The following is a 13916-nucleotide window of genomic DNA, read 5'->3' as shown; positions in this document are numbered from 1 at the left end:
GATGGGGAAAATTCGCAAACTCGATGACCAACTCTCTAATTTAATTGCGGCAGGGGAAGTAGTAGAGCGCCCTGCCTCAGTCGTAAAAGAACTTGTGGAAAATTCTATCGATGCGAATAGTACATCTATTGAAATCCACTTAGAAGAAGCTGGGTTATCGAAAATTCGTATCATTGATAACGGTGATGGTATTGCAGAAGAAGACTGTATCGTCGCTTTTGAACGCCATGCGACGAGTAAAATTAAAGATGAAAACGATCTGTTTCGTATAAGAACACTCGGTTTCCGCGGTGAGGCATTGCCGAGTATTGCCTCTGTTAGTGAATTAGAATTAATTACTAGCACAGGTGATGCGCCTGGTACACACCTCATCATTAAAGGTGGAGACATTATAAAGCAAGAGAAAACTGCGAGCCGAAAAGGAACAGATATTACAGTACAAAACTTATTCTTTAATACACCAGCGCGTCTTAAATATATGAAAACCATTCATACGGAGCTCGGGAATATTACAGATATCGTGTATCGTATTGCAATGTCACATCCAGAAGTATCGTTAAAACTGTTTCATAATGAAAAGAAATTGCTTCATACATCAGGTAACGGTGATGTAAGACAAGTACTTGCATCGATTTACAGTATTCAAGTTGCGAAGAAGCTTGTTCCAATTGAAGCGGAATCTTTAGACTTTACAATTAAAGGCTATGTAACATTACCAGAAGTAACGAGAGCATCTCGTAATTATATGTCAACGATCGTAAATGGTCGTTACGTTCGAAACTTTGTACTAATGAAAGCAATTCAGCAAGGATACCATACATTACTGCCAGTCGGCCGGTATCCAATTGGCTTCTTATCGATTGAAATGGATCCAATGCTAGTTGACGTTAACGTACATCCAGCGAAGTTAGAGGTTCGTTTTAGTAAAGAACAAGAATTGCTAAAGCTGATCGAAGAAACATTGCAAGCTGCATTTAAAAAAATACAGCTCATTCCAGATGCAGGCGTAACAACGAAGAAAAAAGAAAAAGACGAAAGTGTGCAAGAACAGTTCCAGTTTGAGCATGCGAAGCCGAAAGAACCATCCATGCCGGACATCGTTTTACCAACTGGCATGGATGAAAAACAAGAAGAATCGCTGCCTGTGAAACAGCCAGCACAACTGTGGCAACCGCCGAAACAAGAATGGCAACCACCACAGTCGCTCATAAGAGAAGAACAAAGTTGGCAGCCATCTACTAGACCGATAATTGAAGAACCAATTCGAGAAGAGAAATCGTGGGACAGTAATGAAGAGGACTTTGAACTAGAGGAATTAGAAGAAGAAGTTCGGGAAATAAAAGAGATTGAAATGAATGGGAATGAATTACCACCGCTTTATCCAATTGGACAAATGCACGGAACATATATTTTCGCTCAAAATGATAAAGGCTTATATATGATTGACCAGCATGCCGCGCAGGAACGTATTAATTATGAATACTTCCGTGATAAAGTAGGAAGAGTAGCACAAGAAGTACAAGAGTTACTTGTACCGTACCGTATTGATCTATCTCTTACTGAATTTTTACGTGTCGAAGAGCAGTTAGAAGAACTAAAAAAAGTCGGGCTATTTTTAGAACAATTCGGCCATCAATCCTTTATCGTCCGCTCGCATCCAACGTGGTTCCCGAAAGGACAAGAAACAGAAATTATCGATGAAATGATGGAGCAAGTCGTTAAACTAAAAAAAGTTGATATTAAAAAGTTACGTGAAGAAGCAGCCATCATGATGAGCTGTAAAGCATCCATTAAAGCAAATCAATATTTAACGAACGATCAAATATTTGCCTTACTGGAAGAACTACGTACAACAACAAACCCGTACACATGCCCGCACGGAAGACCAATTCTTGTGCATCATTCTACTTATGATTTGGAGAAGATGTTTAAGAGGGTTATGTAGGGTGAATAAAATTACATTTCAAAAGGGAGCAACATTTACTGTTGCTCCCTTTTAATATGTAGATTTAATTGTTAAACGAAAATATGGTGGAGTAACTTTGCAGTTTATTTCTTGGCTGCGTTAGCTTAAATTTATCTATGTATAAAAAAGCGCTGTATACAGCACTTTTTAAAAGGTGCATGAATTGTATAATAAAGATTTCTACATTACTAACCAAATAACTATGCATGGCCAAATGTTGCTTCTTATTTGGCTAATTGTTATAAGGATCTATACAATTATTTATTTTTATTATTATTAATTTTTTCAGTGTATAGAACTTGCTCTTTATAGTGCTTCTTAATTGGAAAGTTATGTGTACCTGTCCCGTTCTTGAATTTTTTATCAATGGGGTTCTTTAGAGGAACTGTTGTAGTTTCAGTAAATTCATATGGGTAATTTATTTTAGATTTATCTTCAAACATGAAAATGCCTCCTTTTAGGATCTCCTAAATTCTTTACTATAACATGATATGCATATAGATTTTTTTTGGACTAGTTATTTATATAGGTTAATGGAATTTAATTACATAACCACTGGAACATTTTAAAGGAAAACAATTTGAGAAGAAATGGTAAGAATAGCTGTTAGCTCCTATTGTTGTTTTTTTGTTTGACAGCACAGTGAATTATGCATATAAATTCAATATAGATTGTTTTTATAATATGGTTTATATGGGGTTTTCTTGATAATATAATGTGGGATATTATAGTGTTATTAGGTTATTAGGAACATTTAATGCTGTTTCATAACTGAAAGGAAATTGAAAAAAAACTGAAACTTTTCTCATAAAAATTCAATCTAACTTGAAAAATGAAAGGAAAATGAAATTTTCCAAAAGATATTCTTTGTTAAGATAAAAAGCATACATACAAAAAGTATTGACATATCTTAAAAATGTATTTTCAAGATATAGTGGGGGAAAAGATGAGATTAGAAAAACAATTAATAAAAAAGGTGTATTATGAAACATTCCTAATGGAAAATGAAACAAAACCAACTCTTGACGTACTTGGACAAGCTTATGTAAACGAAGAAAAAAATGAGATTTCTGATGGGTCTTATATCCGTTTTGCACAAGGTGAATTTTATTATCGTCATCAAGATTTTGAAGCAGCTATTTTTAAATGGGAGAAGGTTAGTAATGAATTAGCACCATGGGCACAAAAAAATATTGCGGATGCTTATTTCGAACTTAATCAATTATCATTTGCTGAAAATATTTATACTTCCATTACTACTGATAATAAAATATTGATGACCGAAATTAGATTACAATTACTTTCTCTTTACATTGAGCAAAATAATTTTGACTCAGCTTTCGGTGTTATTAAAGAAGCAGTTTCTTTAAATCCTGATTATCCGAATGTCACAAAAATTGCCCGTTCCTTTTATGAGGAACAGCAAGATTTTGATAGTGCAGTAGAGCTTGCTGTGAATGAGTTAATTCGAATAGAATCGTATCCATGGTTTGAGGTGTTAAAAGGATATATCGATAAAGGGTTTACTAAACATATTTCACCAGACTATTTTTATGATGCATTAGCTACATTAAATAATGTAGATCAAGTACAATTTACACAAATGGTTTCATCACTTTGGAACAGTTATAAAGATGAACAAAATTATTTATTATGGCTTAATACAATAAATGAATTTTTCTTACATATTGAAATACATTCGTCCGATATATGGAACAAAGTTTCTGCTCTTTACGAAGAAACGTACTTTGCATTAATTCAAGGTCAATATACGCTTAGACAATTAAACGATATCATACCAAATCTGTTAGCAAATTGGTTAAAGGTAGTCAATCCATCTTATGCTGTATTTCCATCTGCAGCTGTATTGGCATGGGATGAGATTTTCCCTTCCAAAATAGATTCAGCAAATATAGAACATGCAGAAAACTTATTGTCACATTCTATTAATCATGTAAATGGCTTAGAGTACAGCTTACATCTTTTTGAATCTATTACACAATGGGCACAAAAGCACAATATAGAAATAGGTCACCGATTTAAATGGCTAGTTGACGAGCTCGCAGATTTAAGAACAAATCGTATTTTAGTAACGGGAACTTCAGGAAACGGAAAAACTACATTTATTAACTCTATATTAGGAGAAAATATATTAGAAAAATCAATTTCAAATGTAGTAGTTTTAAAAAATGATGCTCATATAGAAATAAACGCCATAACAGACTCAGCAATTACAACAACGGAAGATGTCTCTGATTACCATAATATGATGTCCCAGCACCATCAAACATATAGAGATAGAGCATGTGTTGAATTTAAATTACCATGCAGATTTTTAAATGAAAATAAACTTACATTTGTAGTGACACCTGGCTTTAATAGGAATAACGACACTAGAGATGAGATATTCGAATATTTAAATTCTGTAGACGAATTACTGTTCGTATTGAATGCGGATTCACCTTTTACTGATAAAGAACGTGACATTCTATTAAGTATTCAAGAACATACGCCAAATTTACAAATTCATTTCTTATTAAATAAAATCGATAACATTTACAGTGAAGCAGAAGTAAAAAGGGTATTACATGATACGGCAGCGAGAATAAACACATATTTCCCACATGCGAGAATTTTCCCTTATTCTTCGTTATATACAAGTAGTCAACAATTAAATGATTTAACTGAGTTTATTCATTTTAACTTTAATCATAAACATATCGATGCAGAACGTACTGAAAAGTTATTATATTTCATTCGAAAAACAATTACATATCTTTTGGATAAACGTGTTGAGAAAGAAAACAATCTAGTGGATGCTATTAATTGGAATGAAGATATGCTAGTGAAACTAAACGGTAGCATTAATAACCTTACTGCATTTGAGAGGGAAAAAATTCATTTCATTACACAATCATATCGTTCAATGAAGACTGAAATTACGAATGATCTTACTGAAAATATCCCCAAGATATTAAAGAGTTGTTCTAATATAATTAGTGAAGAAAGTGATTTCGGGCACATGGATACGGAACTAAATAAAGCAATGAATGAAAGAGTGCATAAATATTTAGAACAAACTGTACTATCTAATCTTGCTCTTTCTATGCAAAATTGGATTGCAACTTCTAATAATGAGCTTCTTCAAAGCCAAACGTATTTAGAAGAACTTAGTGAAGGGCTTAATTCACTATTTGGAGAAAATAGAATACAGTTAGAATGTGACTTTAAAGTGCTTGATGACTGGCGCAGAGATACTGACAGGATGACGACTAGAATACAAATGGATGAAGTAAATATTTTACGTCGATTTACGCCAGCACAATTTTTACTGAAAAGTGCCGGTAAATTATTTGGAGTTCTTCCTAAAAATAAATCTATGCTATATAACAAATACAAACAGTATGTAGAAAATGAAGATTATACTGAGGTAACGGCTTCTATTATGAAGAAATTTTTCTTGCAATTTGAGCTGTTTGAAAACACACAAGAGCGAGATATTAATATATTCTTTAGGAATCCATTTAACTCCTTAAAGCAAGCTGTAGAAAACACGCATTTAGAAATACAAGAAAAACAAGAGATATTACATAAGATGAAATCAAATCCTGAAATCTATCATGATTCTATCATGCTCTTTGAATTGAGATTGCGTCAATGTGAAGTAATTTTAAATATAGGTAATGATAATACCTATACGGATGTAGCTTTAGAAACAAGCGTAGAATAAAAGTAAAAGGGAGCAACTGTAATAAGTTGCTCCTTTTTCATATATAGATTATTTTTCTGTTTCTTTAATTTTAGTTTGTACTTCGCCAGTTTTAATTTTATTGCTTTCTGAGAAGCGTAATAAATCGCCTTCAATAATTTTGTCAGACATTCGTAATTCATTTTGTGCACGTTTAATGAGGGCTTGAGCTTCTTTTTTTGGTAAATCTACAATTTCACCTGTTATACGGTCGTAGAAAGTGTTGTTTTTGTATGCATACTTATCTGTAATGAAGCTACCATCACGTAAAACAACAAAGCCAGTATATTCATCTGAAAACATATCATGGCCAAAACGAATATCATTCGTAGAATCAACACCTAATAAATTTAGAATAGTAGGTTTCATATCGATTTGTCCAGTAGGCTTTGAAATAGTTTGACCTTCTGTTTGTCCAGGAATATGAATATATAAAGGTGTACGTTGTAAATTTAAAGTATCAAATTCTGTTATTTGATCTTTTTCTAAAAACTGTGCCATTGCACGATTATGTTTTTCGGAAATACCATAATGATCACCGTATAACACAATAATAGAATCATCGTAAAGCCCCTCGGCCTTTAGACGTTCAATAAATTTTTTAATTGATTCGTCTAAGTAACGTGCTGTTACGATGTAACGATCAAATACGCCATTACCAGAGTTGTATGGTTCAATGAATTTTGTATCTTCATCATACGTAAATGGATAATGGTTTGTTAAAGTAAGGAAACGAGCATAGAATGGTTGATTAACAGTTTTTAATATATCTACTGATTGATCAAAGTATTCGATATCTTTTAATCCCCAATTTAAATTTGTTTCTGGTGTGATTTTGTAATCAAGCTCATTATAGTAACGATCATAACCAAGAGCAGAGTACATGATATTACGATTCCAAAATGTTGCGTTATTCGCATGGAATACAGAAGTGAAATAACCTTGCTGACGTAAAATTTCTGGAGTCGCAGTATAATCATTGTTACCGTGTGTGAAGAATACAGCCCCTCGATTTAATGGATACAACGACGTATCGATTAGAAATTCAGAATCGGATGTTTTCCCTTGACCAGTTTGATGGAAAAAGTTATCAAAGTAATAACTTTCATTTATGAATTCATTTAGGAATGGTGTAACTTCTTGCCCATTGACTGATGCGCCTATTAAGAAGGTTTGCAAGGATTCAAGAGTGACGACAATTACATTTTTTCCTTTCGCTGCACCAAACATATTAGGGTTTGGCTCGCTTTGGTTTGCTTTTACGTAGTTTTCAGTTTCTTGTAATTTACTACTATCAGCAAGCGCTTTTTGTGAACCGGCTTTTACTTGCAGTGTTAAGTCATATACTTGGTGAGTATATAGGCCTAAATTTTTGACAAGCATTACTCGGTCGAATGATCTCGTTAATAATTCAGGGCGCTCTTTTTCTGCAAGATGTAGATTCGCAAAGAATACACCAATTGTTAAAAGAAAGTATAACAAGCGTGTAGAATGAGTTACACGTTCTGTTTTAAAGACCAATGATTTCTTTTTTAATAAAATAAAGAAGAAAACAATGTCTACGAATGCGAGTATAATTTTGTAGTTTAATATTTCTATAATACTGCCGCCTAATTGTCCAAAGTTTGAGGTTTGTCCAAGTACTGGTAATGTAACGAAATCACTATAAAAATCATAGAACATTACATTTCCAACGAGTACGATTGTTAATAAGAAATTAATACATAGCGCTATATAATTTCGCTTTTCACCAGTTGCAAATAATGCTAATCCAACAAATGCTAATGATGCGGCTAGAGGACTAATAAACAAAATAAGCTCTTGCGTTGAAGACTCGATTTTTAAATCAAAACTGAATCGCGTAATAAGATATGTTTTTAACCATACTGCTAAAGCCATTATTATAACAAAGCTTATATTTTGCATTTGTAAATTTATTTTATTCTTCATTTTTACACCTTCTTTATACAATTTATTTAACTGAAGTTATATATTATGTTTTTATAACTATTAGAGTGTAATGAACCATTTAGACTCTATTTTCTAAAGGGAATAATTTGAAGTATTCATATACATACAATGGGGATTTTTAAAGCGTAGTAGCATAAATATAACTCTTTTTGAGAAACGGGCAGAACAAGTCATAGTTGTAGTGAAATTGACTTATAGACATCCTACCATATTAAACACTATGATGATGTTACAAAATATCGAACAAATGAAAGTGAAAATGGATAGAGACTTTTAAAACTGTTGACATTCAATTTATTAGAATTGAATGTCAATCGTTTTAAATATACAGTTATATTACATATGTATCTTGTAAAATCTCGACTTTATGTCGGTTAATTATTAGCCGGGAAGAATAGGGGACTTATTAATATACTTTTACTATATATAAGTAAAGTATTTTGAAATTGAATATATTTGACTGAAATCTTAATAATAGAAATTAAATGTCAGATAAGTACTTTCCAACATACAGACCACTTGCAGCTGCTTGAGATAATGAATGCGTAACGCCTGAACAATCTCCAATTAAAAATAGCCCATGTATACTAGTTTCAAAATGATTATTAATTTTTATCGTAGGAGCATAGAACTTTCCATCAATTCCATATAGTAAAGCATGCTGATCGATAGGCTCTTGTATAAATTGTTCTAAGCGTAATAAAAATTCTTTTAGCCCTTCAATATATAATTGAGGAATTTCTTGATTCAAATCTCCATAGTCCCCCTGTAGTGTAGGCTGTATACGATTATGTTCCATGCTGTTTTCCGCCGTAGGTTGTTTCTTTAGTAAGTCCTCTAAGCGCTGTATAACAATCCGATCTCGTCCTTGGTTAATGCCTTTAATAATTGAACTTGCGTATACATTTGCTTCTTTGAGAGTTGGAAAATAGCGAGGAATAAATAAAGTGAAATTTAAATTAGAAGTGCCAGTTCCTTGCTCTCGAAAATTTTGACCGTCAGGCATAACTAAACCTTCTTCGTACTTTCGAATGATGCGTCCTTTTGGATTCATACAGTAAGTAGTTGCTGTGAAATGCTCACCTTGATAAGAAAGTTTTGTTTCAAAAGTATCTTTTAATATAGAACGTAATTGATGTTCTTTCATTTCTACTCTAATTCCTAAATCTACACGTGTTTGCTCCTGAGAAATATTTAGAGAACTGCACATATCTTTTAACCAGTCAGCCCCTGAACGCCCAGTTGCAAATACTAGTTGCTTAGTTTGAGCTGTTCCTTGATTTGTCTCTATTGTAAAATGATCTTCCTGTTTCAGAATATGTTGTACATCTATATGAAATTGGATATTTATTTTCGGCAGTAAAAATTCATAGAGCTGCTGAAAAATGTTACTGGAAAGTGTAGTACCAAGATGTCTTACTTCTGTTGTTAGCATTTGTAAACCACACGCTTCAGCTCTCTTAGTGAGACTTGAATTTTCAGTAGAATATTTTGAGACAGAACTTCCACCAAACTGGCATAGAATTTCATCTACTTCAGCCATGAGTTGTATAAAACCCTCTTTACCGACTTTTTGCTCAAGTTCTCCGCCAAATCCGTTTGTATAATTAAATTTCCCTTCAGATTTTCCTAAACCACCAAACCCAAAATATTTATCACATGTAGTACAATTACACACTTTTCCTTCGTCTAAAGGACAATGGCGATCTTCTAGCGCTTTACCTTTATCAAGAATTAAAACTTTTTTGTTACTTTTAGCTAGTGAATAAGCCATAAAAATGCTACTTACTCCAGCGCCGATAATTGTAACATCATACATATTCTTTCACCTGCTAACGAATAGTTTGTTTTTTATTTTTCTAGTGTATAACAATTTTATGAAGGTAAGAAATAGCTTTTATTAATAAAGTGGGAGTTTTTGAACTTGATGCTTTATTAATTTCTCCGAGTGGTGGAGTAAATACAAAAATTTTTATTTGAAAGAAGAAATAGTTTAAAAATCACTATGTCATATGATTAATAACATCTTACATATAAAAAAACAGACCTTTTAAGTGAAGAGGCCTGTTAATGATTTTAAATCTTATTTAGCAAACACATGGTTACCAATTACTGCTACTGTTTGACGTGTCGTAATCCACTTGTCCGTTGATGTTTTTGGATTGTAGAAATAAATCCAGTCTGAATCTACTCCATTTGTGGAGATAGCCTCTTCTACAGCCATTTTTGCTTCTGCACTTGCAGGTTGATTAATTCTTCCATCTGTAACAGGAGTAAATGCATATCCGTATTTAATAGGTTCATAAATAACGCCTGTTATTGTATTTGGAAAACCTTTTGCATTTACACGATTTAGTATAACTTTTGCTACTGCTACTTTTCCTTTATAGGATTCGCCACCTGCTTCAGCGGTAACTAAGCGTGCCATTAAGTCTTTTTCTTTTTGTGAAATGCTTGAGTTGATTTTTAAATGTTGTCCTGTATAAAGCTTGTTTCCGACTGTATTGTTAATTTGTTTTATAGATTGGACAGTGACATTGTAACGCTTTGCTATCGTTTCTAATGAATCTCCCGGTTGTACTTGATAAATAATTTGTTCAGAAATGTTCGCAGGCTTGGCGTTTTGAGGAACAGTGATTTCATTTGATTTCACGGACCCTGGAATATGTAACTGTTCGCCAATAAAGGTTTTATCGTTTCCTTTATTATTAGCCTGTTTAATGGATTGTATTGAAACTCCGTATTGTTTACTAATGCCCCAAAGTGTATCGTTCTTTTTTACTGTATGAATGGTAGAAGCTTCAGCTGTACTTTGACTACATACGAATGTAATTGCGGCCGCAGATAAAGGAATTATATGTTTTATTTTTAGTAATTTCATTGTAAATCCTCCTAAGAAAAAATTAAGGTGAAACTATTAAGTAATGTAGTTTGAAATGTGTATATGCGTAATATATTAATGTAAGTATATTAGCACATATAAAATAAATAATCACTATAAGTTTCATATTCGTTTAGTGTAGAGTCAGAATATGAAATATTGCATATGAAAATACATTGAAGTTCATATTTCTGATTACTATAATCTATTTAGTAGAAAGGGAATACGTTATAGAAGAAATCATTATAGATTAATATTATGATTAATAATTTTTAATAGGAGGATTGATGTAATGAAAATATTTCAAAAAATGTGTGCGTCAACTGTAATCATTACAACACTTTTAGGAACAGGAGGCACTATCAATAGTGTATATGCTGATTCTATAGAACAGCAGAGTAAATTAGGGATAGAACAAGAAACAGATAAGCAAATCATTGTAAAATTTAAAGCGGATTTGGATTTGCCATATGAAGATGGTATTGAAAAACAAATACAATCTCAAACGAATGATAAAGTAATAAAAGATCTTTTGACAGAATATCCAGATGTAACATTTACTCGTTTATTCACATCTGTAAGCCCGGAACAAATACAAAACCTTGAAGTGAAAGCACCTAATCATGTATCTACAAGTTTATTAAACTACTATATTCTTCAAAATCAAAATAGTGGGTATGAAGAAGAAATAGTAGATAAGTTAAAGGCATCTTCTTTAATAGAAGATGCGTATATGAAGAAACAAGAGAAAATAATGCCACCTGAAGTGCGATCATCAAGTGTAGCTCTTAATCCTAATAACAATCCTAGATTTAAAAAACAAGGTTATCTTGAAGCAGCCCCATACGGTATTAATGCGCCTTTCGCCTGGGGAATTCAAGGCGGTAATGGAAATGGTATCACTTTTGTTGATATGGAATACGGATGGCTATTAAATCATGAGGATTTATTACATCAAAATATTGAATTAATGTCTGGAAGAAATATAAATCAGCATGTCGGTCATGGGACGTCTGTACTAGGAATTGTATCTTCTGAGGACAATGAAGTCGGGAATATTGGGATTGCGCCAAAAGCGAAAGCAAAGGTTATCTCTCAAATAAGAGATAATGGACAGTATAATACGGCTGATGCAATATTAAGCGCTGTAAATCAGTTAGAAGCTGGGGATGTTTTATTATTAGAGGCGCAAGCATCCTTTGATGGATATGGTGATAAATATTTACCTGTTGAAGTACAACCAGATATTTTTGATGCAATTCGTGCTGGTACAGATAAGGGAATTGTAATTATAGAGGCTGGAGCAAATGGGTGGAATGATTTAGATCAGTTCAAAGATAGAAAGGGTAAGCAAGTCTTAAATCGTAATAGTAAAGATTTTAAAGATTCGGGTGCAATTATGGTAGGAGCTGGCTCTTCATCTTTCCCTCATGAACGTATGTGGTTTTCGAATTATGGAAGCCGTATTGATGTGTACGGATGGGGAGAAAATGTAGATACAACTACAGCCGAGCAAAGTAGAAGTGCTGTAAATCTTTATACTTCAAGCTTTAGCGGAACATCTAGTGCTTCGCCAATTATTGCTGGGGCAGCGACTTTAGTACAAAGCATTGCTAAAGAAAATTTAGGACAACCATATAGACCAAGTGAACTAAGAGCAATATTAAGCAACCAGAGCACAGGAACAAAATCTAAAAATCCATATGCAGATAAAATTGGTGTTTTACCAGATTTGAAGTCTATACTAGTAAACTTAGGTTATGAACAAAGAAAACCAAACGGTGGGAATGAGTTACAAGTAACAGAAAATGAACCAAACAATGAGCCTAGACAGGCAAATAAAGTTAACTTTCATACACCGGTGAAAGGAACGCTACATAATAGTGATAGAGTAGATGTATTTACTTTCCAAATTGACTCACCGGAAAATATTAATATTTCTCTACTAAATGAACAAAATATCGGAATGACATGGGTACTTCATCATGAATCAGATTTAAATAACTATGTAGCATATGGTGAAAATGAAGGAAATGTAGTTAAAGGAACTTATAATGCAAAGCCAGGGAAATATTATTTATACGTCTATAAATATGAGAATAAAGATGGTTCATATGTATTGAACATAAAATAAGCAAAAGGAACTTCAGATGAAGTTCCTTTAAATTTTTCTAATTTAGTATATGTGAATGATTTTTTAACTTTACTTCTATGCAATATTTCATATTGATGAAATGTTATTTATTTTTTATGAACTAGCTTATATTATATTCAATAAGTTTGATGTAAAAACAGAAAAAGTGAGGGATAATAATGAGCAATAAGAAGTTAATTTTGAAATTATTCATATGTAGTACAATATTTATCACATTTGTATTTGCTTTACATGATAAGAGAGTAGTTGCAGCTAGCTCTGTTAATGAGCTTGAAAATTGGTCAAAATGGATGCAACCTATACCTGATAATATCCCGTTAGCACGAATTTCAATTCCAGGAACACACGATAGTGGGACGTTCAAGTTGCAAAATCCGATTAAGCAAGTGTGGGGAATGACGCAAGAATATGATTTTCGCTATCAAATGGACCATGGAGCTCGCATTTTTGATATAAGAGGACGTTTAACAGATGATAATACGATAGTTCTTCATCATGGGCCATTATATCTTTACGTAACACTGCATGAATTCATAAATGAAGCGAAACAATTTTTAAAAGATAACCCGAGTGAAACAATTATTATGTCTTTAAAAAAAGAGTATGAGGATATGAAAGGGGCAGAAGGTTCATTTAGTAGTACGTTTGAAAAAAATTATTTTGTTGATCCTATCTTTTTAAAAACAGAAGGAAATATAAAACTTGGAGATGCTCGTGGGAAAATTGTACTACTAAAAAGATATAGTGGTAGTAATGAATCTGGAGGATATAATAATTTTTATTGGCCAGATAATGAGACGTTTACCACAACTGTAAACCAAAATGTAAATGTAACAGTACAAGATAAATATAAAGTGAATTATGATGAGAAAGTAAAATCTATTAAAGATACGATGGATGAAACGATGAACAATAGCGAGGATTTAAATCATCTATATATTAATTTTACAAGCTTGTCTTCTGGTGGTACAGCATGGAATAGTCCATATTACTACGCTTCTTATATAAATCCTGAAATTGCAAACGATATAAAACAAAAGAATCCTACAAGAGTAGGCTGGGTAATTCAAGACTACATAAATGAAAAGTGGTCACCATTATTGTATCAAGAAGTTATAAGAGCGAATAAGTCATTAATAAAAGAATAAAGATGATGAGAGTAAGAAGCGATAAAATATATCGCTTCTTTTTCTTT

General features: G+C 32.6%; 8 protein-coding genes. 4 read left to right on the top strand and 4 right to left on the bottom strand.

Going from position 1 to position 13916, the window contains the following annotated elements:
* Window position 1 precedes the first annotated feature (1 nt).
* Window positions 2-1945, top strand: a complete 1944-nt coding sequence (gene mutL, locus RT27_RS12960) for a DNA mismatch repair endonuclease MutL (protein WP_043936380.1) — start codon at window positions 2-4, stop codon at window positions 1943-1945.
* Between the two features lie 278 nt (window positions 1946-2223).
* Here the strand turns inward: mutL and RT27_RS12955 are convergent, their stop codons facing one another.
* Complete coding sequence (locus RT27_RS12955; protein ID WP_000461138.1) at window positions 2224-2409, bottom strand: hypothetical protein; 186 nt, start codon at window positions 2407-2409, stop codon at window positions 2224-2226.
* A 503-nt stretch (window positions 2410-2912) separates the two neighbouring features.
* Between RT27_RS12955 and RT27_RS12950 the strand changes: the two genes are divergently transcribed.
* Entirely contained in the window at window positions 2913-5696 is a 2784-nt protein-coding gene (locus tag RT27_RS12950; protein WP_043936379.1) for a dynamin family protein, read from the top strand.
* Window positions 5697-5744: 48 nt separating this feature from the next.
* Here the strand turns inward: RT27_RS12950 and RT27_RS12945 are convergent, their stop codons facing one another.
* From RT27_RS12945 to RT27_RS12935, 3 genes are all read right to left on the bottom strand, one after another.
* Window positions 5745-7664: an LTA synthase family protein gene (locus tag RT27_RS12945; RefSeq protein WP_043936378.1), complete on the bottom strand. Its 1920-nt coding sequence runs from the start codon at window positions 7662-7664 to the stop codon at window positions 5745-5747.
* Between the two features lie 502 nt (window positions 7665-8166).
* The gene (locus tag RT27_RS12940) at window positions 8167-9504 is read right to left on the bottom strand and encodes an NAD(P)-binding protein (RefSeq protein WP_043936377.1); all 1338 of its coding nucleotides are present in this window, start codon (window positions 9502-9504) and stop codon (window positions 8167-8169) included.
* 264 nt (window positions 9505-9768) lie between these two features.
* Window positions 9769-10566, bottom strand: a complete 798-nt coding sequence (locus tag RT27_RS12935; protein WP_000771003.1) for a cell wall hydrolase — start codon at window positions 10564-10566, stop codon at window positions 9769-9771.
* Between the two features lie 292 nt (window positions 10567-10858).
* On the opposite strand from RT27_RS12935, the gene RT27_RS12930 reads away from it, so the two are divergent.
* Window positions 10859-12700, top strand: a complete 1842-nt coding sequence (locus RT27_RS12930) for a S8 family serine peptidase (RefSeq protein WP_043936376.1) — start codon at window positions 10859-10861, stop codon at window positions 12698-12700.
* Between the two features lie 179 nt (window positions 12701-12879).
* A complete protein-coding gene (plcA, locus tag RT27_RS12925; RefSeq protein WP_000066296.1) occupies window positions 12880-13869 on the top strand; it encodes a phosphatidylinositol diacylglycerol-lyase in 990 nt (329 codons plus the stop codon).
* The last annotated feature ends 47 nt before the right edge of the window (window positions 13870-13916 follow it).

This window comes from Bacillus sp. L_1B0_5 (assembly GCF_000836715.1).
GTDB classification, from domain to species: Bacteria; Bacillota; Bacilli; order Bacillales; family Bacillaceae_G; genus Bacillus_A; species Bacillus_A thuringiensis_S.
This window is presented reverse-complemented; position numbering and strand designations above follow the sequence as displayed.

Excerpts from the sequence above, each read along its gene's own strand:
- RT27_RS12940 (WP_043936377.1), bottom strand. The coding sequence starts at position 9,504 with ATGTATGATGTTACAATTATCGGCGCTGGAGTAAGTAGCATTTTTATG.
- mutL (WP_043936380.1), top strand. The coding sequence starts at position 2 with ATGGGGAAAATTCGCAAACTCGATGACCAACTCTCTAATTTAATTGCG.
- RT27_RS12950 (WP_043936379.1), top strand. The coding sequence starts at position 2,913 with ATGAGATTAGAAAAACAATTAATAAAAAAGGTGTATTATGAAACATTC.
- RT27_RS12955 (WP_000461138.1), bottom strand. The coding sequence starts at position 2,409 with ATGTTTGAAGATAAATCTAAAATAAATTACCCATATGAATTTACTGAA.
- RT27_RS12945 (WP_043936378.1), bottom strand. The coding sequence starts at position 7,664 with ATGAAGAATAAAATAAATTTACAAATGCAAAATATAAGCTTTGTTATA.
- RT27_RS12935 (WP_000771003.1), bottom strand. The coding sequence starts at position 10,566 with ATGAAATTACTAAAAATAAAACATATAATTCCTTTATCTGCGGCCGCA.
- RT27_RS12930 (WP_043936376.1), top strand. The coding sequence starts at position 10,859 with ATGAAAATATTTCAAAAAATGTGTGCGTCAACTGTAATCATTACAACA.
- plcA (WP_000066296.1), top strand. The coding sequence starts at position 12,880 with ATGAGCAATAAGAAGTTAATTTTGAAATTATTCATATGTAGTACAATA.